The sequence below is a fragment of the Corynebacterium confusum genome, from assembly GCF_030408715.1.
Classification (GTDB): domain Bacteria; phylum Actinomycetota; class Actinomycetes; order Mycobacteriales; family Mycobacteriaceae; genus Corynebacterium; species Corynebacterium confusum.
Genome location: NZ_CP047202.1, coordinates 436,390 through 459,778, shown reverse-complemented (window position 1 = coordinate 459,778; position 23,389 = coordinate 436,390). Strand labels below are relative to the sequence as shown.

General features: G+C 59.4%; 20 protein-coding genes. 4 read left to right on the top strand and 16 right to left on the bottom strand.

Annotated features, from left to right (window positions below):
* Positions 1–22 precede the first annotated feature (22 nt).
* Both CCONF_RS02265 and CCONF_RS02260 read left to right on the top strand, forming a co-directional pair.
* Positions 23–304: a hypothetical protein gene (locus CCONF_RS02265; RefSeq protein ID WP_290224780.1), complete on the top strand. Its 282-nt coding sequence runs from the start codon at positions 23–25 to the stop codon at positions 302–304.
* A gap of 906 nt (positions 305–1,210) precedes the next feature.
* On the top strand, positions 1,211–2,830 hold the full coding sequence (locus tag CCONF_RS02260; protein ID WP_246819277.1) for a plasmid recombination protein: 1,620 nt from the start codon (positions 1,211–1,213) through the stop codon (positions 2,828–2,830).
* Between the two features lie 255 nt (positions 2,831–3,085).
* Here CCONF_RS02260 and CCONF_RS02255 read toward each other — a convergent pair whose 3' ends face one another.
* From CCONF_RS02255 to CCONF_RS02190, 14 genes are all read right to left on the bottom strand, one after another.
* Positions 3,086–3,667, bottom strand: coding sequence for an NADPH-dependent FMN reductase (locus tag CCONF_RS02255; RefSeq protein WP_022862715.1), 582 nt, complete (start codon positions 3,665–3,667; stop codon positions 3,086–3,088).
* 40 nt (positions 3,668–3,707) lie between these two features.
* The gene (locus CCONF_RS02250) at positions 3,708–3,977 is read right to left on the bottom strand and encodes a hypothetical protein (RefSeq protein WP_034666257.1); all 270 of its coding nucleotides are present in this window, start codon (positions 3,975–3,977) and stop codon (positions 3,708–3,710) included.
* A complete protein-coding gene (nrdF, locus tag CCONF_RS02245; RefSeq protein WP_034666259.1) occupies positions 3,961–4,986 on the bottom strand; it encodes a class 1b ribonucleoside-diphosphate reductase subunit beta in 1,026 nt (341 codons plus the stop codon). The genes CCONF_RS02250 and nrdF overlap by 17 nt, the downstream gene beginning before the upstream one ends.
* Before the next feature lie 51 nt (positions 4,987–5,037).
* Positions 5,038–7,233 carry a class 1b ribonucleoside-diphosphate reductase subunit alpha gene (gene nrdE / locus CCONF_RS02240; protein ID WP_052205721.1) on the bottom strand — a complete coding sequence of 732 codons (2,196 nt, stop codon included), beginning with the start codon at positions 7,231–7,233 and terminating at the stop codon, positions 5,038–5,040.
* 67 nt (positions 7,234–7,300) lie between these two features.
* Positions 7,301–7,720: a class Ib ribonucleoside-diphosphate reductase assembly flavoprotein NrdI gene (nrdI, locus tag CCONF_RS02235; protein WP_033399510.1), complete on the bottom strand. Its 420-nt coding sequence runs from the start codon at positions 7,718–7,720 to the stop codon at positions 7,301–7,303.
* Positions 7,721–7,866: 146 nt separating this feature from the next.
* Entirely contained in the window at positions 7,867–8,547 is a 681-nt protein-coding gene (locus CCONF_RS02230) for a metal-dependent transcriptional regulator (RefSeq protein WP_022862719.1), read from the bottom strand.
* Between the two features lie 369 nt (positions 8,548–8,916).
* Positions 8,917–9,336, bottom strand: coding sequence for a single-stranded DNA-binding protein (locus CCONF_RS02225; protein ID WP_070362918.1), 420 nt, complete (start codon positions 9,334–9,336; stop codon positions 8,917–8,919).
* Between the two features lie 85 nt (positions 9,337–9,421).
* A complete protein-coding gene (locus CCONF_RS02220; RefSeq protein WP_168166961.1) occupies positions 9,422–9,565 on the bottom strand; it encodes a hypothetical protein in 144 nt (47 codons plus the stop codon).
* A gap of 164 nt (positions 9,566–9,729) precedes the next feature.
* Positions 9,730–10,755, bottom strand: a complete 1,026-nt coding sequence (locus tag CCONF_RS02215) for a DUF4192 domain-containing protein (RefSeq protein ID WP_070769159.1) — start codon at positions 10,753–10,755, stop codon at positions 9,730–9,732.
* 182 nt (positions 10,756–10,937) lie between these two features.
* The gene (locus CCONF_RS02210) at positions 10,938–11,510 is read right to left on the bottom strand and encodes a recombinase family protein (protein ID WP_290224769.1); all 573 of its coding nucleotides are present in this window, start codon (positions 11,508–11,510) and stop codon (positions 10,938–10,940) included.
* A 2-nt stretch (positions 11,511–11,512) separates the two neighbouring features.
* The gene (locus CCONF_RS02205; protein WP_290224768.1) at positions 11,513–12,664 is read right to left on the bottom strand and encodes a restriction endonuclease subunit S; all 1,152 of its coding nucleotides are present in this window, start codon (positions 12,662–12,664) and stop codon (positions 11,513–11,515) included.
* On the bottom strand, positions 12,661–14,622 hold the full coding sequence (locus CCONF_RS02200; protein WP_290224766.1) for an HsdM family class I SAM-dependent methyltransferase: 1,962 nt from the start codon (positions 14,620–14,622) through the stop codon (positions 12,661–12,663). The genes CCONF_RS02205 and CCONF_RS02200 overlap by 4 nt, the downstream gene beginning before the upstream one ends.
* Positions 14,623–14,939: 317 nt before the next feature.
* On the bottom strand, positions 14,940–16,415 hold the full coding sequence (locus tag CCONF_RS02195; protein WP_290224764.1) for a recombinase family protein: 1,476 nt from the start codon (positions 16,413–16,415) through the stop codon (positions 14,940–14,942).
* Entirely contained in the window at positions 16,360–17,811 is a 1,452-nt protein-coding gene (locus CCONF_RS02190; protein WP_290224762.1) for a cell division protein FtsK, read from the bottom strand. Before CCONF_RS02190 ends, CCONF_RS02195 begins: the two co-directional genes overlap by 56 nt.
* Before the next feature lie 164 nt (positions 17,812–17,975).
* Here CCONF_RS02190 and eccD point away from each other — a divergent pair, with 164 nt between their 5' ends.
* Both eccD and CCONF_RS02180 read left to right on the top strand, forming a co-directional pair.
* Positions 17,976–19,463 carry a type VII secretion integral membrane protein EccD gene (gene eccD, locus CCONF_RS02185; protein ID WP_290224760.1) on the top strand — a complete coding sequence of 496 codons (1,488 nt, stop codon included), beginning with the start codon at positions 17,976–17,978 and terminating at the stop codon, positions 19,461–19,463.
* Entirely contained in the window at positions 19,460–20,656 is a 1,197-nt protein-coding gene (locus CCONF_RS02180) for a S8 family serine peptidase (RefSeq protein WP_290224758.1), read from the top strand. Before eccD ends, CCONF_RS02180 begins: the two co-directional genes overlap by 4 nt.
* Here the strand turns inward: CCONF_RS02180 and eccB are convergent.
* Together eccB and truA are read right to left on the bottom strand one after the other, a co-directional pair.
* Positions 20,650–21,954: a type VII secretion protein EccB gene (eccB, locus tag CCONF_RS02175; RefSeq protein ID WP_290224755.1), complete on the bottom strand. Its 1,305-nt coding sequence runs from the start codon at positions 21,952–21,954 to the stop codon at positions 20,650–20,652. The two genes, CCONF_RS02180 and eccB, sit on opposite strands and share 7 nt — an antisense overlap.
* Before the next feature lie 112 nt (positions 21,955–22,066).
* Positions 22,067–22,951 carry a tRNA pseudouridine(38-40) synthase TruA gene (truA, locus tag CCONF_RS02170; RefSeq protein WP_290226201.1) on the bottom strand — a complete coding sequence of 295 codons (885 nt, stop codon included), beginning with the start codon at positions 22,949–22,951 and terminating at the stop codon, positions 22,067–22,069.
* Between the last annotated feature and the right edge of the window lie 438 nt (positions 22,952–23,389).

Here is a 23,389-nt window from a genome sequence, read left to right as displayed (position 1 = left end):
CCCTCAACCAAGGAGAAAAATCATGTCTTTTCGTGAAGACTACGAGGCCGCGATGCTTGAAGAACAGCGGGCCAAAGACGTCGTGAATGAAGCCCGCCGTGCACACAAGGCGGCGAAGGAACGGCTAGAGAAGATGCGTGAGTACGCCAAAGAGTTTGAGGTAAACCTCGACGGCGATGAGCCGCCCAAAGAGGGCAAAGACAAGGCGGCCAAGCCCACCGAGCCTGACGGTGAGAAGTCGTCTGGTACCGACAGCGGAGCGTCTGGCGAGCCGGATAACTCCGGCGAGACTGTACAGAATTAGGCGCGAGACTGTACGGCCGAACCCTGTGTCGCCGTACGGTCTAAGCGCGAGAACTGTACCGCTGTAGCGGTTGCTCCCCCATCGAAACCCCGTCCTCGTGGCGGGGTTTTGTCGTGCCCAGAGCCACTGCCGTGGCCATGCTGCAAGGCTGCAGCAACGCGAAAACAGTCCGGCTACGGCGGATATTCCGAAGGATATTTTGGCAACCGGTTACGAACCGGTTACACGCAAAAAACAATCGGTTCATAACCGATTTTTTACCGTCTGAGCTGCAGCGATGACGGATTTGATGTGTCAGAGCTGATTTTCAGCGCTGACACCGTAAACACAGTATAAGGGGGTGCGACGCCAGGACTTTTTTGAAAAGTCTTATTTTCACTGCATGAGCAGGGAAAATGCACCGCTTACATACCGGCGTCAATTTTCGCGCCGAAAATGCGCACCGCTTCATAACCGGTACATTTTTAATGTGACGGTTATGTCGGGCTTCGTCAGAAGCCTCTGGCAGGGTCGAATGGGGCGAATAGCGCCGTGAAGACACTGCCCTGCTACGGGACCAAGGAGATCGCCACAGCGTATCTTCGCAGGTCACGTAGCCTTTCACACAAGGCGAAGCGGAGAAAGCCGACCGAATAGGGAGGGTTTTGCAGCTTCGCTATTGCCCGCTGCAGGCGCCCCCGTGAGACCTCGGTTATCCGAGCTTGCGAGGAGGTTAGACTGAGGTCTTTAGGGGGCTAAAGAACTTGAGTTTTTTGGGGTAGAATCGTGTGGGACGGCGTAGCTAAGGGACCCGAACGATTCTTAGGGGTCCCCAGAAAACTCAAGTTCGCCATGTGTGCGCGTACATGGAGGGGTCGAAGACAGAGGCTCCGTGTGCGCGCACACATCTACAGGAGGTACACAGATATGTCGGAGACATCTACAGCGCAGAAGGGACGCGCAGCGTTCAATCTGCGCCATCTTCGCCGCGATAACTGCGGCGGAGACACACGTGGAGATCGCAAGCGACTCCTCAAGGAGGCGATGCGAGAATTAGATCCGCAGGATCTCGCGCATCAGGCCGCGATGAACTCAAACATCGTCGTGGCCGACGCGCACTTGAACGTCCCGTTCGTGAACAACGGAGATGGGACGTTCAGGCGCGCAACATCCGTCGAGGAAGTCCTGCAGTACCAGGACGCCCGTATGGACGGTGTACGTGTACAGAAGAACTCGTTTGAAACGTCATTGTTCGTCGTGCATCTGCCGAAGTCGATGTGTGTGGAGGTCCCCGATTTCTACACCAGTGAGGTGGACGGCCGTGAGGTGAAGCGAGCACGGCTGGTAGCGCGCGACTACGACGAAGCGAAGGAGTACCTCGAAGAGTCGATGCGCTGGCTCGCCGAGAACTTCATCCCCGGCGGCATCGATGCTGTGGCCGGCGGGGATATGAACTTCGATGAGAGCACGCCTCACATCCAGTTCCAGGCTGACACCTTCTCCCCTGACCCGAAAGACCCTGCCAAGCTACGTTGCCGCCCCGGCATCGCGTACAACACCGACACCTCGGTGCGGTACAAAGATGGCCCGAAGAAGGGCAAACAAATCTCCGGGAACCAGAAGTTCATCGACGCGCAGCGCGGACTCCGCGAGCACATGTACGCGCTGGGTTATCCGGTAGAGCTAGATGTGTCTGAACGACACGACGAGTCACTCAGTCCTGACCGCTATGCGGAGCAGCAGGACCGGGAGCGTGACCTCACGAACCGCGAGGACGAGGTGGAGGTCAAGCGCCGTTCTGTACAACGAGACATGGACGCGATTGACCGTGATCTCAAGCAGGCCGCAGAGGAACTCGAACAGGCCAAGAAAGACCGTGAAGCAGCGCAGGGCGTACTGGAGAACGCTGACACGCAGGCGCGTGCAGTGGCCGAACGCGTACTACGCGAGACACGCGAGAAGGCTGAGCAGGAGGCAGAGCAGATCCGTAGTGAAGCACGCAAGGATGCTGAGCAGACGGCAGGGCTGGCCGAAGCTCAAGCAGATGAGCTGCTGGACCGTGCCGAAGAGGTCAACAGTGCTGCAGAGGGCAAGCTCAAGCGTGCGGAACAGGACGCAGAGAGCATCCGCACCTCAGCACGCAAGGAAGCCGAGCGGGACGCTGAGAGCATCCGCAGCGAGGCCGCGCGTGAGCGTGAACAGCTGGCTAGCGAACGCGCAGCCCTGGACAGTGAGCGTGAAGCCTTTGACACGGAGAAACGTGCGTTCGCCGAAAGTCTCGAAGCGCGCCGCGCAGCTGCAGAGGAGGAAGCCAAGATCATCATCGAAGAGGCTGTTGAGTCTCTGCAAGAGATTTCCCACGTAGACCGGGACTTCCTGCATGTCGAACTCGATAACGACCCTGAGATGAAGCAGCGCTACCTCGATACTGTCGAACAGCGCACTCAGCAGGAACGGACCGCCGCACGCCGTCGTGCTCAGGAACGAACCAACAAGCGCCGCCAGCAGCAGCAACAGCGCGACCGCGATGGTGGCATGGAGCTGTAGTAGCTCACCACGCGCCCTGTACGGCCCTGTAGCGGCCTAGCAGGGTGTCGCCGGGGTCAGTGTCCAGCGACAGCGCTAAAACCGCTCTAATTCAGCGAAAATCGAAGAATTAGAGCGGTGTTTTTTGAAGCGTCCTGGGTTCAGATTCAGGTAACTCAAGGATGAGTGTGAATCCGGGGTTTGTGTCTTTGAGAAGGCCCTTTAGAAGCCTTCAAGTACTTCGTAGAGGGCGGTGGCTAGGGTTAGTCGCCGTCGCTAGCTGTGCTTGGCTGTTAATGTCATGTCGACCAACTGCAGGAAGCGTATAACGTAGTCTTTGACAAAGCCTGCGGTGCCTTCATTGAGATGGCCGGAGTCTTCGAAGAGGGTGGGGGATTGGCCAAGGAATACCTCGGGCTGACCAGGAAGCGGCATATCGAAGTAGGACAGGGCGAGCCGGAGGTTCTTCTGTGAACTGTAGCCGCCCATGCGGCCTACAGAGTGACTGATGATACCTGCGGGAAGGTTCTTCCAAGCCACATCCGAGTTGGGCTTGGAACCGATGTCCACTGCATTCTTGAGACAGGCAGGGATAGTACGGTTATTTTCCGGGGTAACAAAGAGGACGCCGCTCGAGTTCTTGATGGTGTCGCGGAAAGTGGTGTACTCAGCTGGAATGGGCTTGTCCGTGACCGAGGGGTCATCGTAGTCGAAGTCATAGAGCGGCAAGTCACGGATTTCAACGATGTCTGCCTGGTAGTTTTCAGGGATCATTGTGAGCACTTCGTGTGCAATCTTGCGCGCAAATGAGCCGCGGCGCAGGCTGCCGACGATAACACTAATGCGTGGGGTGGTCATAGGAAGTCCTTTCTTCTTAGTTGGGCGTAGGTACGTGCGATCAAGGGAGAAAAGGCTTGCAGCCAAAGGCAGGCGGTGGCCCGGCGGCGTGGGCGGCAGTAAGAAAGTTATCCACTTTGTCTTCTTCATGGCGGAAGTACAGTTCGATGAGTCCTAACAGTCCCCCGAGGACGGCCTCCCGTGCGGCGGACGTATCCAAAAGCCGCATGGCTGCTGGTTGGTTTCCTTCGCGGATGGCTTCAAACAGCGCGATGGTCTCAAGCCAGCTTCCTTGGTCTGGTCGTGGAAACGGTTTAGAAATCCCAGTCATCATCACTCGTTTCTTCAGCGGTGCCAATGACATAGGAGGAACCGGAGCCGGAGAAGAAGTCATGGTTTTCATCTGCTCCAGGTGCTAGGGCAGCGAGGATTTCCGGGTTCACTTCCGTTTCTTCAGGTGGGAAGTAGTCCGGGTAGCCCAAATTCATGAGCGCCTTATTGGCGTTATAGCGAACGAATACAGCTACATCATCCATGAGCCCCAACGGCTCATATAGCTCGCCGGAATAATCCAGCTCTAGGGCATAAAGCTCTTCGAGCAAGGAAATAGTGAAATCATGCATCTCCTGTTGCCGTTGTGGAGCAGACGTTTCCAGTCCGCGCTGGTACTTGTAGCCTGAGTAGTAACCGTGCACTGCCTTGTCACGCAGAATGAGGCGAATCATGTCTGCCGTATTTGTCAGGGTGGCGTGGACGGAAAAATGCAGGGGAAGATAGAAACCCGCGTAGAGAAGCAGCGAGGAAAGCAGCGTCGATGACACTTTGCGCTTGAGTGGATCGGGTCCAAAATAATGAGTGAGCACTTTTTTGGCGCGTGCCTGGAGAAGGTCATTATTCACCGCCCAGCGGTATGCCTCATCAATTTCTTTCGTACTGCTCAAAGTAGAAAACACTGAAGAGTAAGAACGGGCATGGACTGATTGCATGAAGGCGATGTTGGTATACACGGCCTCCTCGTGCTCGGTGCGGGCATCTTGGATCTGACAGATTTCGCCCACAGTGGCCTGGACGGTGTCCAGGGTGGTGAGTCCCGTGAACACCCGCATGGTGAGGTTGCGTTCCTCCGGTGTCATCCTCTGCCACGCCGGGAGATCGTTTGAAAGTGGAACCTTTTCTGGCAACCAAAAGTTGGCGGTGAGGCGGTTCCACACTTCAAGATCCTTCTCATCGCTCACCCGATTCCAATTGATGGCGCGGATGCGGGCTGAAGGGTCATGCCGGTAACTTGGCGGCGTAACTGAGATGCTGGTTAGCTCAGCAGTGTTTGATGTTGAAGACATAGCTTCTTTCTTTCTTGATGGATGGTTGTGAATGAAGGAAAGACCGTGTTCCTACAGAGCACAGGAAACGCAGCCTTCGACCTCGGTTCCCTGGAGTGCAGGTTGGCGTAAACGGATGTAGTACAAGGTCTTGATTCCGGCTTTCCAGGCATAGATTTGTGCCTTGTTGATGTCCCGCGTAGTGGTGTCAGCGGTGAAGAACAAAGTCAGGGAAAGCCCTTGGTCCACGTGTTGGGTGGCCATAGCGTAGGTGTCGATGATTTTTTTGTACCCCACGGTGTAGGAGTCATCGAAATACTCCAAGTTGTCGTTGGTCATTTCCGGTGCGGGGTAGTACACGCGCCCCAAGCGGCCTTCCTTGCGTATTTCAATCTTGGAGGCAATCGGGTGTATGGACGCGGTGGAGTCATTGATGTAGGAAATTGATCCAGTGGGTGGAACTGCCTGCAAGTAGGCGTTGTAGATGCCGTCTTGCATCACTTGGTTCTTGAGCCGTAGCCAATCCTCGCGTTGAGGAATCTGCACGCCAGCCTCATGGAATAGCTGTTTTACGTGGTCAGTGGCCGGCGCCCAGTCTTGGTCGATGTACTTGTCGAAGTAGACGCCAGTGGCATAGGTGGATTCTTCAAAGCCAGTGAATCGTTGACCTTTCTCAACCGCTAGCGCATGGGATGCACGGAGCGCATGATAGGTCACGGTCAGGAAATAGATATTTGTAAAGTCCAGTGCTTCGGCGCAGCCATAAGGAATACGCTTGGAAGCCAGGAAACCGTGGAGATTCATTTGGCCCAACCCGATGGCATGCATGGATGCATTACCGTGAGCGATGGAAGGAACAGCTTCGATATTTGTTAGGTCTGAGACCTTCGTGAGAGCGCGCACCGCGGTTTCAACAGTTTCCCCAAAGTCCGGTGATTCAAAAGCTTTAGCGATGTTGAGCGACCCTAGATTGCAGGAAATGTCCTGGCCAACGGTGGTGTAGTTACCTGAGGCGCCGTAGGTGGATGGCGTGTTGACCTGGAGGATCTCACTACACAGATTGGACATATTGATATGTCCTTTGAGGGGATTAGCGCGGTTGACCGTATCCTCAAAGAGTATGTAGGGGTATCCAGATTCAAACTGAAGCTCAGCCAGCGTGGTGAAAAACTCGCGGGCCTTGATAGTCGTATGAGAAATTCGCGGATTGGAAACCAGCTCGTCGTAATACTCGGTGATAGACATGTCAGACATGGCTACGCCGTACTCGCGAGCGATGTCATACGGGCTAAAAAGATGCATATCCTTGTTCTCTTTGGCCAGCTGGAAGGTTATATCTGGAATAACAACTCCCAGCGAAAGAGTCTTAATGCGGACTTTCTCATCGGCATTTTCCCGCTTGGTATCCAGGAAACGAAGAATATCTGGATGGTGCGCATGTAGGTAGACGGCTCCAGCGCCCTGTCGAGCGCCCAATTGGTTGGCATAGCTGAAGCTATCTTCCAGAATTTTCATGACTGGGACTACGCCGGAAGCTTGGTTCTCAATCTTTTTGATTGGGGCTCCGGATTCGCGCAGATTGCTCAGTAACAAGGCCACACCACCGCCGCGTTTTGAAAGCTGCAGTGCAGAGTTCACGCTGCGGCCAATGCTTTCCAAATTGTCTTCGATGCGAAGGAGGAAGCAGGAGACCATTTCGCCACGCTGGGCTTTTCCTGCGTTGAGAAAAGTAGGGGTGGCGGGCTGGAAGCGTCCGGTCATGATGTCATCCACCAGCTTCTCCGCAAGCTCTTCATCGCCCTGTGCAAGGTACAAAGCTGTGGTGGCGACGCGTTCTTCGTAGCCTTCCAGAAATCGCGAGCCATCAAAGGTTTTCAGTGCGTATGAAGTAAAGAACTTAAATGCGCCGAGGAAAGTGCGGAACTGATGCTTGGCTCGGTGGGCTCTGTCGTACATAGTGCACAGAAAATCGTCATCATAAAGCTCAAGGAATTCCCGCTCGTAGTATTCGTTATCAACCAACCACTCCAAGCGCTGCTTGGTGGATTCAAACTGATGCATGCGGGGAGTGACATGGTGCGCTAAAAAGTCTTGTGTTGCCTCAATGTCCTTGTCGAACTGGATTCTTCCCGAATCGTCGAATAGGTTCAGCTGCGCGTTGAGTGCATGGTAGCTCTTGCGCTTACCGACACCGCCGGCATCGTCTGCTGAAGCGGTGCGGGGCGTAGGGCCAATGGGCTGTGTGGGGGTGGCCTTAAGTGGCGGCATTGTGGTTTCCAATCTGTGTGTTGCGGATGTGGTCTTCATTTTGTGGGAAATCAATGGGGTGTAATTGTTAGTTGCTTTGCTGCTCCCAAAACTTGTGAAGGCCCTGCTTTACAGCGGCAACGTCCTTCTGCGTGCCGAGCAGCTCGAAGTGATACAGCTCTGGAACGTGGCACTTAGCGGAAATGATGCGGCCGGCGACGCAGTAAGCGCTTCCGAAGTTGGTATTGCCTGAGGTAATCACGCCCCGGATAAAGGAACGGTTGATTGGGTCATTGAGGAAGTCGATGACCTGTTTGGGGACTGCGCGTTTGAGCGAGCCACCGCCGTAGGTTGGAACGATGAGTACGTACGGGTGTGAAACCTGGATCATTCCGGTTTTCTTGGGCCGCAGTGGAATGCGCACTGCGGGTCTATCTAAGCGTTCGACGAATCTTTTTGTGTTTTCAGAAACGCTAGAAAAGTACACCAAATCTGGTGAGTCTGACATGACAATCCTGCTCATCCTGGCCTTAGCCATAAGTGGGATAGGTGATGATCGAAAAGATTAACTACATACTACCGTAGTTGCAAACTACGCCGCACCGTAGTTTTTAAAAGGGCAGGTAGGGACAGGATTAATGAGAAAGGGAAAGACTACAGGCTGTGGTGTGCTACAAACACTGCGTCCGTAGCTGGGCGCCCAAGTACTACCCACTGAGTACTGTCGGCTACCTGTACTTCGAGCGATTCTGAAAAGGGCGTTCCTTCGCGCGTGGTAAGAACAGCCCCAATGACGATGCCTTGCTCTTTGAGGAAGGCCAGCAGTTGTGGGTCGGAATCAGAAATGCGTTCCACGGTCACCTGCGGTTGTGCGCCGCTGTCGGTGAGACGGTGCGCACTGGGGATAGTGACCTGTCCATCAACCGTAGGGATAGGGTCGCCGTGTGGATCCCTAGTGGGGTAATTGAGGAACTTATCCACGCGCTCTATGAGCATGTCAGACACCGCGTGTTCAAGATTTTCGGCTTCATCATGGACCTCGTCCCACGTATAATCCAATGCTTGAACCAAAAAAGACTCAAGCAATCGGTGGCGGCGCACCATGACCAATGCGTACTGCCTGCCAAGTTCGGTTAACTCCACAGAGCCATAGGGCGTGTGTGACACGAGCCCTTGCTTCGACATTTTGCGCACTGCATCGGAGACCGAGGAGAGCTTGAGTCCCAGCTGTTTCGCTATAAGTGTGGCGGTAACGGGCTCGGATGACCATTCCTTTAGCCCCCAGATAGCTTTCAAATAGTTCTGGGTACTGGTGGACAGCTCAGAAACAGACATGAGTAAATGTTAACCCAGCTTCCGTATGCGCCTTAGGCGCTGTGCCCCAACGCTCATAGCGAACAGAGGCCAAGTTTGAGAGGAATGCCGGTAAGGTGGGGCCAGTTAAAGCATTCTTCACTTGAAGGAGAACCACTAATGTCTGAGAAGATTTCAATGAACTTGAAGTGCGCCAGCGTAGTGCGTAATGGAATGGCTAGTACACAGTGCAGTAAAACAGCGCATGTAATGGCTCATGTAATGCACTGTGTAGAGACAGAGCGTCTGGAGCAGGAGTATCAGCGCTCCCGTACTGGACGGCGACGGCGTTATGCGTGGTCTGTGCTGAAAAAATAACCCCGCAGGTTTCCCTGCGGGGTGTTGTTGCAACTAGAACGGCACTTCTTCAGAGTCATTAGCAGCAGCGTTATCTGCGCTGTTCTCGCGGCGTGCTGCTCGTGCCTCAGACTCCTTCTTGGAGTCGATCAGCTGCACAGTGTCGATGCGCGCTACCAGCGGATAGTGCTTGTTGCCGTCCTTATCGGTGTAGTTGTCAGTCTTCAGCGAGTAGCTCACTGCAACGCGATCACCAGCGCCGATGCATCCGAAGACGCCGAGGTTCTTGGCGTCAGCCACGTAGCCAGTGAGTTCGACAATCTCTGATTCCACCTTGCCTGTGGACTTGTTCTTGAACGTATTACGTGCGTAGACGTTGAGCTTCACCGTCGCACCGCCGTTTGCGTGCTCAAAGATCTTCGGCTCGCGTGCTGCGTTGCCAACGATGGTGCCATTGTTAAACGGGTTGGACATTGTGATTTCTCCTTATATGAGTGAGTGTGTGATTGTCTTTCAATTGTGTGTTTGAGCAGCTGCTTTGCTGCTGCTGTAAGTGCTGTTACAGCACGGCCCAGGGCAGGTGTGCTCCGGCTGCTTCTAGGTCGCGTAGCTCCTGCGTAGCCCCCGGATCGGCGTCTTCGCCATCAACGCCGTCAGAGAGCATGTAGAGCAGTTCGAGATCTTCGCTGGTGTAGTGGTACATGATGCGTCTCCTTGTCGTGGATTGATTCTCAATCCGGTTTCTGGAGACAGCTCTGCTGTCTAGGTGCTTCTCCCCTGCTCGGTGGAAATGACCTTCTTCCCTGGTCACGGCACTGGTAGAAAAAGAAACCCCGCTACAGCGCATGCTGCAACGGGGTGAAAGATTTAAGCGTCGAACAGAAGATAGTGTGCCTTCTCTGCACCCTGTTTGACGCTTGTAATCAGCTTGCTGCCTAGGCCAAGGTTGAGGGACCTGGCCACCAGGTTCGGAAAGTTCTCTGTCTCGCTCAGCTCGGTGGCTTTGTTCGCTGCCACGCCTGCAAATCCTGTCTGGCCAGTGGCTTGCGCGAGAACAGCCACGGTAGCGGTTATTTGCGACCGCATCTTGAGCCAATCTCGTGGCACGGTACGCATAAGGGGTTCTGCGAACTCAAGACCCTGCTCTGGCTCGTCCAGTAGCGCTGCGAGCAGTGGATCGCGCAGCATAGGAGTAGTGAAGCACCTCAGCGCAGATCGGATAGCTCGTGTGTCAGTGGGGTTTGCAATCCCCACAGTGGCCTGCTCATACTCACGCTGCAGGTCGTCGCGGAGGAAGTGGATCTCTTTCTCGTAAGCCTCAACATCAGCGATGATGTCCTGGTACTCGGCCTCGTTGATGCCGTGAGCCGTGCTGTCGAGACGTTGCTCCAGTTCACCACGCGACAGTGCTGGTAGCTGACCGGTATCTAAGATCATCTGCTGCAGCGCAGCGGAGCTGGACACCTCGCTAACTACGCCGCTGCGCGGTGCTGACAGACTCAGCTGCTGGTAGACAGTCCACCATCCCGTCCCAGAGGTGATCTCTGGAACCTGCACGATGGCAAGCACCGTTGGCAGTGGTGAGTCCTCGCTGAGCAGGAACTCCGCCAGGTCGTCGGCAGCAGATGGGTTGCTGCTGACCACGTACGCGATGACGGCGTCGGTGTCGAGGCTGCCGGACAGGGCAGAGAATTGCGCTTGGTTGTCGATTAGCGTCTCGACAGCGTCGTCGAGGTCGAGACGGGCAAGCGGCCCCAGGTGCAGACCAGGGGTGTCACTGTTTCGTTCAAAGAACGAGATGACCAGCGAGTTCTGTGGATAAAAGCCCAGGATGCCGGGGATGTTGGCGAGGATCTCGCCGTGGGACGTAAGAGTTTGCGAGTAGGTGGACATGAGCACTCCTTGCCAAATACGGATGTGTGTGATCAATTCCGTATTTGGCCCCGGCTGTGCCGGGCAGTGCTATTACCGCGCCCTGCAGCACCCCCACGCGCTCAGGGCGTCGCTAGTGCTGCCTGGTACCGGCTTGCAGGGTGCGAGCGCTAGCGACGCAGCCTCGTGCTAGGTCTCGGCTGTTATGCGTCAGCCTCAAGGCGCTCGATGGCCCTGTAAATGGTGGGCCTAGATACGTTGAATGTGCGTGCCACAGCACTCACCGATTTGCCGCCGTCGAGTAACTCTTTGGCCACCTGGGCCTGTTCATCGCTGAGCTTCGGCTTCGGGCCGGCTACCCTGCCCTGTGCGCGAGCGTGTGCAACGCCTTCACGGGTGCGCTGGATCAGGAGATCTCTTTCCCACTCAGCGAGTGAGGCCATGACGTTAATGACCACTTTGTCAGCAGGCCGTGAGGTGTCGAGTGCTGGTTCCAAGACTTTGACGTTGATGTCCCGTTCCGCGAGGTCAGCAATGGTATTGACCGTCTCCGCGAGACTGCGACCAAGACGGTCGAGCCTGGTCACAACCAGCGTGTCGTCGGGACGCATGTAGGCCAGAGCGTCATCAAGGCCTGGGCGTTGCCATTTGGTGCCCGAGATCGTATCCGAGTAGATGTGGTTTTCATCGCAGCCAGCATCGACAAGCGCCTCACGCTGAGTGTCGAGAGACTGCCCTTGCTTGGACGTAGACACACGGGCATAACCGATAAGCATGGTTAATCACCATCCTCGGGAATGCGGTCGCCGTAAGGCAGTGAACGGATATAGTCCTCCATAAACTGCCAGTCGGGAACGTATCCTTCAGGGCTATAAGGGCTGTTGGGGCGGATAATGAGTTTACCTGAACCATCGATTTTGACAGGCAGGCTTATCACGTCAGTGAGGTACTTTTCTTCGGTGACTTTTCGTCCGTAACTGAATTTAAAACGGTTCTGATTCAAAACCGTTTGAAGAAAAAGATAGCTGGCCGTAGAAAGGTTTTCATAACGAGGTTGCAGTATCTTGGCGGAATCCCCCACAACACAACCATCTGCTTGAAAAGAGACAAAACCTGCCGAACCCGTTCTCGCCACGGTTAGGCAGGGGCGCTCTGTAAATACATAGTTGTTTTCTCGGCAGAAATCTAAGCTAATTTTCCCAATAGCACCATTATTTTCTTCACCGCTTTGCACAGCGTTAAGGTTGCCGGGGTTTTCCTCTATTTCACTTACGGTAATGCCCCGACCGTTACGGATGGAGAATATCGACCCTACCGAAAAACTCCGCCAGGTAAACTCATCCCACTTGGGCATCGAACGCACTTTATTGCGGGTGCTTAACGGTTTGTGATCAAGACTCTTAATATAGTCTTCCATGAACTGCCAGTCCGGGAGGTATCCCTCGGAGCTGTACGGACTATCTGGATCGATAATTGGCTCACCGGAGGAATCCTTTTTAACGGGGAGGGATACCAACTCCCGCAGATATTTTTCTTCAGTGACTTTTCTGCCATAGCTAAATTTGAAACGGTTCGCGTTCAGAATCGTTTGAAGAAAAATGTAGATGGCCGTAGACGTATTTTCATAACGCGGATGCAGTATCTTGGCTGAGTCACCCACAACACAACCATCTGCCTGAAAAGAGACAAATCCGGCTGAACCAGTTCTAGCCACTGTTAAGCAAGGTCTCTTCGTAAACACATAATCGTTTTCCCGACAATACTCCAGACTAATCTTCCCGATAACACCATTGTTCTCCTCACCGCTTTGTACAGCGTTGAGGTGGCCAGGGTTTTCTTCAATCTCACTGACGGTAATACCCCGGCCGTTGCGAATAGTGAAAAGTGACTCGACAGTAAAACTGCACCAGGTCGACGTGTCGATTCTCATAAAACATCACCTCTCGAAGCAGAGTCCCCCTCAACCACGACCCCTTCTTTCACGAGGTAGGCGAGATAGTTGTTCAGAGTCTGCTGGAAGTCGTCAGCAGTAAGCGTCGAATAGTCAGTTTCCATGTAGGCCTCAACGAGCCACTCGTCCTCGTGCGTCACAGGATGCATAGCGGACATACCGGCCTTGACTGTCTTGTTGCGGTAGAGCTTGAGCCATTCCTCCTCCACAGCCTTCCATTTACTCGCGTTCTTCTCGTCAAATTGTTCAATACGACCGAGGTTCTTCTTCTTTATATGAGCATCGTCCTTGTAGTATCCAAAGAACGTGTCCTTAGCTGGCTCGTTACCGTCATAGTGAGGTTTGCCAAGTGTGAACACCATCATGCAGGCGGATGCCGAGGCACCGGGGTAGAAAATCTCGTTGGGCAGCGTAAATACCGCCTCAAGCGTGTTGTTAACGAGCAGACGCCGCTTGGTTTCCTTGAGAACCTTATTAGAGCCAATGGCCGCTGCAACAGGCAGGATCACTGCCATACGCACGGTTTTAGTGGACTCGTTATTTTTCTGTCGCGTTGCGTTGGATTCAACAATACAGTCAGAGATGAACTGGACGAAGACCATACCTTTAGTAGGGTCTTCCTTGCCGTCTTTGGCCTTACCCCAGTCGGTCTTATACCGATCAGGGATAGAACGAGGCTTGGCGTTGAACGGCGGGTTCATCAGGATCACATCAGGGTTGGCCTCCTGAAGAAAGTCCTTTGACTTGAATAGGTTCCCAAGTTTGATGTTCGAGTTACCATCGCCGTGGATCAGCATGTTGGTCGTGGACAGGCCGTAGGCTTTTTCCTCAATCTCAACACCGTAGATATGCTCGCGGCGGATCTTTGCTTGCTGAGCTTCTTTTTGCTGCTGCGTGCCGTTCATCTTGGTGCAGTCTGCCAGGGCTTTTACCATGCCCTGTACAAGGAAGGAACCGGAGCCACACGCACCGTCGAAGAGACGCGTGTTGCGATTAACCTCGGTTACACGGCACGCAAACTCAGTGATGTGGTCAGGTGTGAAGGCCTGGTTCTTATCAGCCTTACCGGTGTACTTGTTAAATGCAATGAAGAACAGGTTCAACAGGTCTTGTCCCTCAGAACTGTCCTCGTCGATGTAGGCGTAGATACCAGTGACGATGTCGATAAGAATGTCGAGCCAGTCATCAAGCTTGAGAGCACGCACCTTCTGATCCAAAACAACGTTGGATCGCAGAAGCTCGATCTTCTTAGCCTTGTTATCTGAGCCGTCGAGAAGGTTGTCCAGTGTCGTCTCAATGCCGGTACGAATCTGATCTGCAGTGAACACTGCCCAGCGTTCACGTAGCTGTACAGCGGTCTCCTCATTAATTTCAGAGATACCGAGCTTATTTACGAAGTCCTTAACATAAAGCAGTGTGGTGCCGACAAACTGGCTGCGCAGCTTCTCGTCGATGTCCTTCTTATGCAGCAGCTCGTTGAGTGCGTAGGTGTTACGGAGCACCTGCTCGCGGTTATTCTGACGGCTCGCCTCGAAGAGTGAGACGTAATATGACATGGTGTCGATGGCCGTCTCGCCTGGCATCTCAGACTCGTCATCGACGTTGTTCTTCCACACGCGAAGCTCTTCGTTAGTCGTGTTGGCGAGGATGGCAATGATCTTGTTGTTAGGAAACAACGCTTTTTCTTCGTCCACATACTCGCGGAGTTGGGCTACGTCGCCATCGTCATAGCGCTGTTTAGTCTCAATCAGCACAGCCGTATTTGATTCCTCATCGAAGAACCGGATGTCAAGTTTGTAATGGATGGGTGTACGCCCAAGTAGCCGCGCAAGCTTTTCCTTTGTGCCAGCCTGCTTGACGTAGCTAAATTCACCTTCCTCGATATTGGACGCTACAAAATCCTTCCCAACAGTATCAACTATCGTTATACGTGACACGATGCTGTTTCCCTTCCAGCTACAAATCGGTCGATTCCGTACACCCCGCCACTGCAGTGCTGTAGTGAGCACGGAGCAGCAGGATAAAAGTGTACGAGATCGTTGTACGTTATAGATAGTGTAACACAACTAACCAATTAACGATACCGTACAGCAAAGTTTTTCTTTCGGCTGCTCGACATGCGCAGGGGCAGCAGCCGTGTCATAATTCACCCGGGAGCGTCACGGTTGAGCGTGTCCCCCCCGGCACAGAGGCAGGTCTCCCCCCGAACTGCCCGCTCCCGTGGCGTTCCCCCATAGACGCGCTTCGCAGACAGTTACTGCCGCCAGGCGATCTTCACACGGTGCGGATCGAATTTCTTCGCTCCAGCCTTGCCTGGCAGGATACAGATTTCCATGAGCAGCCGGGTCAGCCTGCGCTTGTCTTCAACGGAAGCGCTACCCCACCACTCAGCGAAGTCAGGGCCGTCGGCCAGTTCTACGGCAAGGGGATCAGCGTCGCGGCTTGTGGTCAGCTCGCGCATCTTCTCGTCGATAGTGGAGATTTGATCTTCGATTTTCTTCGACACGCGCGCGAATGTGGACATATCAACATCTGCAGCGATGATCGCTTCTTCGATCTGTTCTCGGCGCGCTAGCAGCACGTTTCGCTCGCCTGCAAGCTCCTGTAGCTGCTCGGTAAGACCGTCATCCTCCGGCGTTAAGGCGTTGCGTAGTGCATCCACGGCATCTGGCTGCGCCATGCGCTTGAGGATGACAGCTTCGATGAGGTCGTCCACCTCAGCGCCGATGGACACGTGTGTACCACCAGGTTCGGACCGTTTGCACGTGTAGTACCGGCGCGGCTCGCCTGCCTTATTCCTTCGGCTGCGCGCATACATCGGATCTCCGCAGGTGCAGGTGAGCACTGATGCTAAGAAGTAGCGCGGTGCATTCCCGCTATGTGAGCGCCGCCGGGACGGATCACGGAGCACCGCATCAAGCTTCTCGCCAGTGGCTTCGTCGATGATCGCGGGCCATGTTCCCCTGCCGACGACCTGACGATCTTTTACAAGACGGAAGCCTGTATCAGGATCGGTGGGGTTGAACGTACTTAAGCCACGCACACGAGGGTTAAGCAGAATGTCACGCAGCGTAGGGGCCGTCATGGGGCGGCCGGACGTGGCGGGGAGATTCCTTGTATGAAAGATCTCGCGCACCGTTTCACGCAGGGTCTTGCCAGCGATAACCATTGCCGCAGCGTCGAGGATGGCTTGAGCCTCTTCGTCAATGACGGTTACAGCATCAGCCTCGTAACCGAACATGCGGCGTCCGCCTGTTTTGGGACGGCCTGTACGAGCACGGTCCTCGTATGCAGCGCGGATGCGGGCTGCTCTATCAATAGACTCCTGCTCAGCGATGAGACCGAGGATGACGATGGTGAGCCTCGACGCAGGATCGCTTGGATCGATGTTGTAGCCCCGGTTCGCTTTGACGGTGACGTTGTGCTTCTCGCATAACTCGAACAACGCGAGGGTGTCTTTAGTCCGGCGGGTCAGCCTGTCGAGTGCATAGACGTAGACAACGTCAATCTCGCGGCTCTCAATAGCGTGGATCAGCTTGTCGTACTCAGGCCTGTACTCACCAGAGAACGCAGAGATGTTGTTGTCCACGTAAGTAGCGACGCTCTCGGCTTCGTCGGCCTCAGCCTGCTTAGTGGCTAAGTGAATCTGCCGCTTGACACCTGCTTCTTCCTGCTTATCGAGTGAAATACGTGCGTAGATCGCTGCTCGCTGCGTTGTGGTATCTGCCATGCGGCCATCGTACCCCAAACCCACGTTCGGAATTGCCGCTGCCGGTGGCGCCGATGCACAGACCGTGCGGGCCCATGCCGCCTTGGGCGGACTCCTTCAGGTCGAGGTAGACCGGCTGGCCGCTAGGGTCCAGCCCCACCGGCACATGCAGGCGCTGCGACCCGGCGCGCCCCGACCAGAGGTTCTCGCCGCGCAGCTCGGCGATGTCGCGGTGCCCGAGCAGGGCCACCAGGTCGCCGCCGCCGGAGCCGAGCTTGGGCCCCGGCTGGGCCAGCGGGCGGCGGCATCGGGCCATGCGGCGCGCGATGAGCACCGCGCCCTCTTCGCCCAGCTGGTCCGCGCGGCCCAGCTCCTCCTCGCCCGCGGCGGTGGAGACCAGTAGCGTTGTGCCCGGATCCGGGCTCTCCCCGGCGCGCAGGCTCAGGCACAGGCCCTCGTGCTCGGCGCGCAGGCCGAGCACGGTGTTGCGCCGCGAGCCGACGTCGATGATGGTGGTGATGCCCTCCTCGTCGAGGAAGTCTTCCACCCCGGTGGTCGCCACCCCGTCGACGATGAGAACGCGGTAGTTCGCCTGCTCCGGACGGCGGGCATGCGGCAGCCACTTGACCCACTCCCAGCCGGCCCCACGCACGGAGCGCACAGAAATGCCCAGGGTGTCGGGCCCGTGCGCGCAGGCCAGTTGGATGACGATGGCTCGGGCCAGGTCCGCCGCACCGGAACCGGAAATCCCCAGCACGCCGAAGGCTTGGAGCTGGATGACCACGGGCATCTCCGGCAGGGTTTCGACCGCCTGGATAGTCCGGCGCAGGCTGACCGCGCACACCGGGTCGAGGTCTTCGGCCGCGGCCGCCTCCGGCACCTGGATTTCCGTGGCGAGCTTGGTCTCTCCCACCCCTATGCGCACCTCGAGCGCGTCCGGGTCCTCGGCGCTGCGCTCCCACAGCCGCTGGTTGTGGACGAAGGCGGGTAGCTGTTCGACCGGCGGGTGGCGGTGCAGCTCGTGGGCCCGCTGGGCGGCGCCGCTGTCCAGGGCCTTCTCGCGCAGCGCCTTGAGGTGGCGCAGGTAGGTCCGCCGGGTCTCGTCCGGGTCCTGGCCGCCGGTGGTCGGGCTGAACATCATGAACATGCTGGACAGCATCATGATGGGAAACATCAGCATGAGCGGGCTGAAGGTCCGATCCGACCCGCCGCTCAAGACCATGAGCGCGACCATGCCTAACATGGCGGCGACCATGACGATGGGCATGATGATGCGCACCAGCGGCACGGGCTGCTTGCGTTGGGCCTCCGGCACCGCCTCTGCGGTGATGGTGCCAGTCGGCGCCGGCGGCACCGGTTGGCGCTGCGTTAAGGTTGTTGGCTCGATTACTTGGATACTCTCGCGCTGATCCAGCACGGCTGATACACCCCCGAAATGTTTTTGGCGGCCACCTCCCCTAGCGGTGGACACGCTGCCCACAGTAAGCCACAATTGAGCGCGACGGGCAAGGTGAGGAAGAAAAATTTTCTTGGACACCGGCCTGAGAATTCGGGGATCTACTACTTCGGGGGTGAAGTGTTATGACGACTGCGCTCACGCATACCGTCCGCGTGACGGTGCGCGTCCACGCAGGTAATTTTCGGAAAGAAGCGGACTTGTCCTTGCCGGTGACCGGCAGCTTGGGCGAGATGATTGAGGATATCGGCTATCTGGTCGACGCGCCCCAGCTGTCCAAGCCGTGGCGGGCGTGCACCGCGGGCGGGCGCGGGTTGGACATGGCCCAGCCGCTGTCGGCCACCCGGCTCACGGACGGCGCGGTCATCATCCTCACCCCGCAAGAGGAGACCCCGGCGCCGGTCATCCGCGACTCGGCGGAAGCACTCGTGGCGGCTGGCCGCTCGGCGGAGCTGCACGGGCTGGCCGCGGTCTGGGCGGGTATCGGGCTAGTCGCCGTCACCGCCCTACTCGCGGGCGTGCTGCCCGCCAGTGCCGCGGTCGCCACCGCGCTAGCCCTGGGCACCGCGCTGGTCATCTACCAGCCCGCGTCCCGCCCCTTGGTCCCAGCGCTGGTTTTCGCCGGGGCGCTGGCCGGCTGGTGGGCCGTCGCCCCGCCGGGTGGCGCGGGTGGGGCTCTGCCGCCCGCGTGGCAGGCGGCCAATCAGCAGCTGGACGGGCCCGCGCTGGTTGTGCACAGCGCCCTGTCCTGGGTGATGCCCGCCGCGCTTGGCGATGCCGCCTGGGCGCTGCTGGCAGCGATGTTCTGCGGGCTGGCCATGGTCCTGGTCTTCCACGTGACCGCCGTGGCTAGCCCGCGGTGCACGGCCGCCGCGCTCACCCTCGGCGGGCTGGGGTTGGTGGCGGCCGGTGGCTTGGCAATGCCGGGCGAAGCGCCCTTCGTCGCCGCCGGCGCCGCGGTGCTGCTGGCGGTGATCTGCCTCATCGCCGCCGCGCCGGGCGTGGTCACGCGGGCGGCGGGCCTGTCGGTGCCGCAGCTGCCGACCGCGGGCCAGGACTTATCGGTTTCCGATGGGCACCAGCCGGACGTGGACGCCCGCGCCCGGCGCGCCCAGGAGCTCTACGCCGGGGTTTGCCTGGGCGCCGGGCTGGCCGCTCTGCCTGCGCTGGCGGCGCTGGCGCTAACCGGCACGGGCATTACCCCGATCTACGACGGGCCCTTCGGCACGCAGCTTAACGGGTCCGGCTTCGCCCAGGCGCTGTGCCTGTGCGTCGGCGGGGCGCTCATCATGCACGCGGTCCGGCACGGGCAGGCCAGCGCCGCGTGGTGCCTGTCCCTGCTGGCGGCCGCAAGCCTACTGACCGCGTGCCTCATCCCGGTTGTGGCCAGCGCGCCGGCCAGCGACGGCGACCCGCACTTGGCGATGTTCATCGTCGCTGGTTTCGCCGCCGCGGGTGCGCTGAGCACCCCGCTGTGGGCGGCGAAGGTGCCCACAGCGGAGCCGACCACCATCGTCTGGTGGGAGCGCGCCGAGGCGCTTGCCATCGCCACCTGCCTGCCCCTAGCCGCACACCTTATCGGGCTCTTCGCCCTGCTGCGGGGGCTGGGATGACACAGCGCGAGGGACAAGCGACGAGGAGCGCGGCTGCGCTGGTCGCCGGCGGCCTCATCGCGGGCTGGGCTCCCGCAGCCACCGCGGCGGAACCGGACACTGCCTGCGCGGTGGCGGTGCCCACCGAGGAGGTCCCCGCCCCGATCGCCGAGCAGGCCGACTACCGCGCCCGCCTGCAGGCCCAGGCCACCGGGGACGGGGTAACCGTGGCGGTCATCGACACCGGCGTCCACCCGCACCCGCAGCTGGGCCAGCTGGAGCCGGGCCCCGACTTCGTCGACCCGGAGGACCCGAACCCGCTCGAGGACTGCGACGCCCACGGGACCGTGGTCGCCGGGGTCATCGCCGCCGCCGACACCGGGGTCGCCCCCGGCGCCCGGGTGCTTTCCATCCGGCAGACCTCGGCGCACTACCGCGCCGCCGGCGGGGACAGCGGCCAGGAGGACTCCGCCGCCGGCGACCTGGACACCCTGGCCGAGGCCATCGAAGCGGCCGTCGACAAGGAGGCCGACGTGATCAACATCTCGGTGGTCTCCTGCCTGCCCGCCGGCACCAGCGTGGATACGGGGCGGCTCGACGCCGCCCTAGAGCGCGCCGAGGCCGCCGATACCGTGGTGGTCGCCGCCGCCGGCAACGCCGGTGATTCCTGCGAGCCGGGCCATACCGTCTACCCGGCCCATGCTGCCACGGTCGTCTCCGTGGGCGCGCTGGCTGACCCACAGGTCCGCGCGGACTACTCCATCCCGCAACCAGACTCGGGGCTGGCGGTGTCCGCGCCGGGCTCGGTACCGCTGGGCCTCGCCCCCGGCGGGCAGGGCTGGGCCCGCGCCGTCGTGGCGGCCGATGGGACCGGCCCGCAGCGCGAGTTCACGGGCACCAGCTTCGCCGCGCCGACCGTCACCGGCACCGCGGCGCTGCTGCGGGAGGTCCACCCGGGCGCCAGTGCGGCGGACATCCGCGCGCTGCTGGCGCAGGCGGCCGAGCCCGCCCACGGCGGCGTGGATCCCTTGGCGGCTGTGAGCGCGCGCCCGGCCGATTACGCCGAGGAGGAACGGGCGCTGGCCGTGGCCGCGGGCGAGGACTCGGTGCGCCCGGCCACCCGGCGGGCGCAGCTGGTGCTGCTCGGCCTGGCCGGCACCGCGTTAGTCGCGGCCCTGGGCTGGGCCGTACTCCGGCGCGGGCGCGCTCAGTAACTAGCCTTCAGCGCTTCCTCCCGGCTGAGCTGGCTGCCACCCGGCAACAGCCGGAGGATCTGCCAGGGCACTTCTCCCCCGGCGCCCGTGCCCAGGGCCTTCAGCGTGGCCTCGCCCTCCACGGAATGCCGCAGGCCGTGCGCGGTGACCAGGTGAAATCCGTGCTCGGAACTTAGCCCCAGCCCGCCCTGGGGTAGGCCGCTGAAGCGGTCGGCCACGGCCGATCCGGACAGCTCGATGGTCCCCTCCTGCGGCGGCGCGGCGGCCCCGCGGCCCTCGGCCGTCGCACACAGCCAGCCGTGGGCCGGATCGATGAACTCAGGCGCGGCCTCGGGCAGGCTGAAGGCCTCCTGCGCCGCCGGGGCGTCGGGCAGGGCGGCCACCTCCTCGTGGCTCAGGCGCTGCAGGTCAGCGCCGGCATCGACCAAGGCGCCGGCCTGCGGCTCAGTCAGCGCGAAGACGCCCTCCTCCGTCCGGGCCCACAGCCCCTGGTCCCCGGTACCGGTGTCGATGACGGCCAGCAGCGGGTCCGGGAATTCGACGGCGGGCAGCGCCCGGAACGCGTTGAGCATCTCCGCGGGCAACTCCCAGCGGAAGGTGTCCGCGTCCACGCCCAAGGCGCGCCGGATTATCCGGCCTTCCGTCGTCTCCGCCGGCGGGATTTCGCGCCGACCGTGCGCGTCCACCAGCCAGTCCGTGCCTTCCGTTTCCACCCACGCGGCCTGCCCGTCAAGGAGGGTGTGCCCCTGGTTGGCGGTGACCACGATGTCCCCGGCGCTGAACTCGCGGACGGCGTCGATGGTGATGACGAAGCCGGGGGTCTCCGCCGCGTCCGCGCCGGCGAAGCAGGCCAACCACTCCACCGCGTTTTCGGTGCCGGAGGCGGCGATAAAGCCAGGCGCGTCCGCAATACCCAGCGGCACGCCCAGCTGCGCGTCGTCTAAGTGCCGGGTGCCGATGCGGGCCGGTTCCGCCGGCTCGCCGGCGATGATGCGGGCCGAGGCCAGGTTCGCCACCGGGTGGTAGGTGTCGTCGACGAGCACGAAGAGCTGCTTGTCCGCGGATTCCACAATGGGCGCCTCGCCGGGGTTGGGCTCCGGCTGCAGCCAGGCCAGCAGGGCTGCGCCTATGGCCACCAGCACCACGGCGATAAGCCCGAAGACTAGCGCGCGCCGGCGGGTAGACAACGGGTCGTGGATCATGCGGATATCCCCCATGACCAGACCGTGCTCTACCCGCCTGTGCAGGAATTTGTGGCCGGATACTTGCGCCTTCGTCGTAGGCACTGGACGCGCCATAAAATTTTCCCCCCTGGGTAGCCAGCGACACCCCATCGCTGCTGTAGAAACCGTACTGTCGGCAGGCAATAAACTCTGCAAACTCTGCCGCTGCCTGACAGGGTAGCCGGGCTTAGCCGAGCTCGCTACCGCTGCGCTTGGCCCGGGTGGCCTCCGCCCGTGCGGAGAGCTCTTCCGGGGCCGGGTAGTCCACGCCGACCAGGCTGAGCCCCTTGGCCGGGGCGACCGGGATCTGGGAGGAGCGTTGACTCTCCGCGAGCATGGCCGTGGCGAAGTCGACGTTCCGACGTCCCTGCCCCACCGCCAGGCAGCAGCCCACCAGGGAGCGCACCATCGACCAGCAAAACGCGTCGGCAACCACGTGCGCCTGGTACAGGTTCGGCTCGGTGGCCGTCGAGATATCCTCCCAGGTGAAGCTCTCCAGCTCGCGAATGGTGGTGGCGTGCGGCTTGGCCTTGCAAAAGGCCGCGAAGTCGTGCAGCCCCACCAGGAGGTTGGCGGCCTCCTGCATCGCGTCGATGTCCACCGGCTTCGGCCAGATCGCGGTATCCGCCCGGCGCAGCGGCAGCGCCCCGGCGGGGGAGGTGGTCACCCGGTAGACGTAGTGCCGCCGCAGGGCCGAGAAGCGCGCGTCGAAGCCGGCGGGGGCGAAGGCGACGTCGTGGACGCGGATATCGTCCGGCAAGAGCTTGGCCAGGCGCCGGACCAACTTGCCCGGATCCCCGTCGATGGAGCGTTGCTGTAGCGACTCCTCCGGGATATCGAAGTGCGCGACCTGGCCGGCCGCGTGCACGCCGGCGTCGGTGCGCCCGGCGACGGTCAGCTCGACCGGGTGGCGCAGGATCATCGTCAGGTTGTCCTCGATGACCGCCTGCACCGTGCGCAGCTCGCTGCCCTGCTGCGGCTTCTGCCGGGCCCACCCGTGGAAGCCGGTGCCGTCGTAGGCCACGTCCAGCCGCACGCGTCGCACGCTCCCGGCAGGCGCGGGTTTAGACATTTCCTCCGGGGTGGACTGGCGGGGTTGCTCAGCAGAGTTCATAGGCCCACATGCTACCGCCACGCCGGGCCGGAAAAAATTTTGAGACCAATTTCTTGGCACCTAGCGGGCATTATGTGCGATAGCTGAATGTGTGGGAACTGCATTAACAGCACCTTTACAGACTGACCTGCCACAATAATTATCAGGCGCCAAGGGAAGGCGGTAATTTCCACTTTCCTTGGTGTGGATTTGAGAAATGGTCCTTGCGCCCCGCAGGGCGGCTGATGACAGCCAAAGCGGGGCGGACTTCGCAGAGGCGGCTTGAACGGCCGCGGAGGAGTATTCCTTTTCAAGCTGTGGCTTGGGGAACCTTAGAGAGACAGAGACAGCGAACCGCCGGTAGCCTTCGGGCTGCCGGCGGTTCGTTGTTGTATCGGCCGCTGTCTCACCCAGCGC

Excerpts from the sequence above, each read along its gene's own strand:
- CCONF_RS02265 (WP_290224780.1), top strand. The coding sequence starts at position 23 with ATGTCTTTTCGTGAAGACTACGAGGCCGCGATGCTTGAAGAACAGCGG.
- CCONF_RS02260 (WP_246819277.1), top strand. The coding sequence starts at position 1,211 with ATGTCGGAGACATCTACAGCGCAGAAGGGACGCGCAGCGTTCAATCTG.
- CCONF_RS02255 (WP_022862715.1), bottom strand. The coding sequence starts at position 3,667 with ATGACCACCCCACGCATTAGTGTTATCGTCGGCAGCCTGCGCCGCGGC.
- CCONF_RS02250 (WP_034666257.1), bottom strand. The coding sequence starts at position 3,977 with ATGACTGGGATTTCTAAACCGTTTCCACGACCAGACCAAGGAAGCTGG.
- nrdF (WP_034666259.1), bottom strand. The coding sequence starts at position 4,986 with ATGTCTTCAACATCAAACACTGCTGAGCTAACCAGCATCTCAGTTACG.
- nrdE (WP_052205721.1), bottom strand. The coding sequence starts at position 7,233 with ATGCCGCCACTTAAGGCCACCCCCACACAGCCCATTGGCCCTACGCCC.
- nrdI (WP_033399510.1), bottom strand. The coding sequence starts at position 7,720 with ATGTCAGACTCACCAGATTTGGTGTACTTTTCTAGCGTTTCTGAAAAC.
- CCONF_RS02230 (WP_022862719.1), bottom strand. The coding sequence starts at position 8,547 with ATGTCTGTTTCTGAGCTGTCCACCAGTACCCAGAACTATTTGAAAGCT.
- CCONF_RS02225 (WP_070362918.1), bottom strand. The coding sequence starts at position 9,336 with ATGTCCAACCCGTTTAACAATGGCACCATCGTTGGCAACGCAGCACGC.
- CCONF_RS02220 (WP_168166961.1), bottom strand. The coding sequence starts at position 9,565 with ATGTACCACTACACCAGCGAAGATCTCGAACTGCTCTACATGCTCTCT.
- CCONF_RS02215 (WP_070769159.1), bottom strand. The coding sequence starts at position 10,755 with ATGTCCACCTACTCGCAAACTCTTACGTCCCACGGCGAGATCCTCGCC.
- CCONF_RS02210 (WP_290224769.1), bottom strand. The coding sequence starts at position 11,510 with ATGCTTATCGGTTATGCCCGTGTGTCTACGTCCAAGCAAGGGCAGTCT.
- CCONF_RS02205 (WP_290224768.1), bottom strand. The coding sequence starts at position 12,664 with ATGAGAATCGACACGTCGACCTGGTGCAGTTTTACTGTCGAGTCACTT.
- CCONF_RS02195 (WP_290224764.1), bottom strand. The coding sequence starts at position 16,415 with ATGGCAGATACCACAACGCAGCGAGCAGCGATCTACGCACGTATTTCA.
- eccD (WP_290224760.1), top strand. The coding sequence starts at position 17,976 with ATGACGACTGCGCTCACGCATACCGTCCGCGTGACGGTGCGCGTCCAC.
- CCONF_RS02180 (WP_290224758.1), top strand. The coding sequence starts at position 19,460 with ATGACACAGCGCGAGGGACAAGCGACGAGGAGCGCGGCTGCGCTGGTC.
- eccB (WP_290224755.1), bottom strand. The coding sequence starts at position 21,954 with ATGGCGCGTCCAGTGCCTACGACGAAGGCGCAAGTATCCGGCCACAAA.
- truA (WP_290226201.1), bottom strand. The coding sequence starts at position 22,951 with ATGTCTAAACCCGCGCCTGCCGGGAGCGTGCGACGCGTGCGGCTGGAC.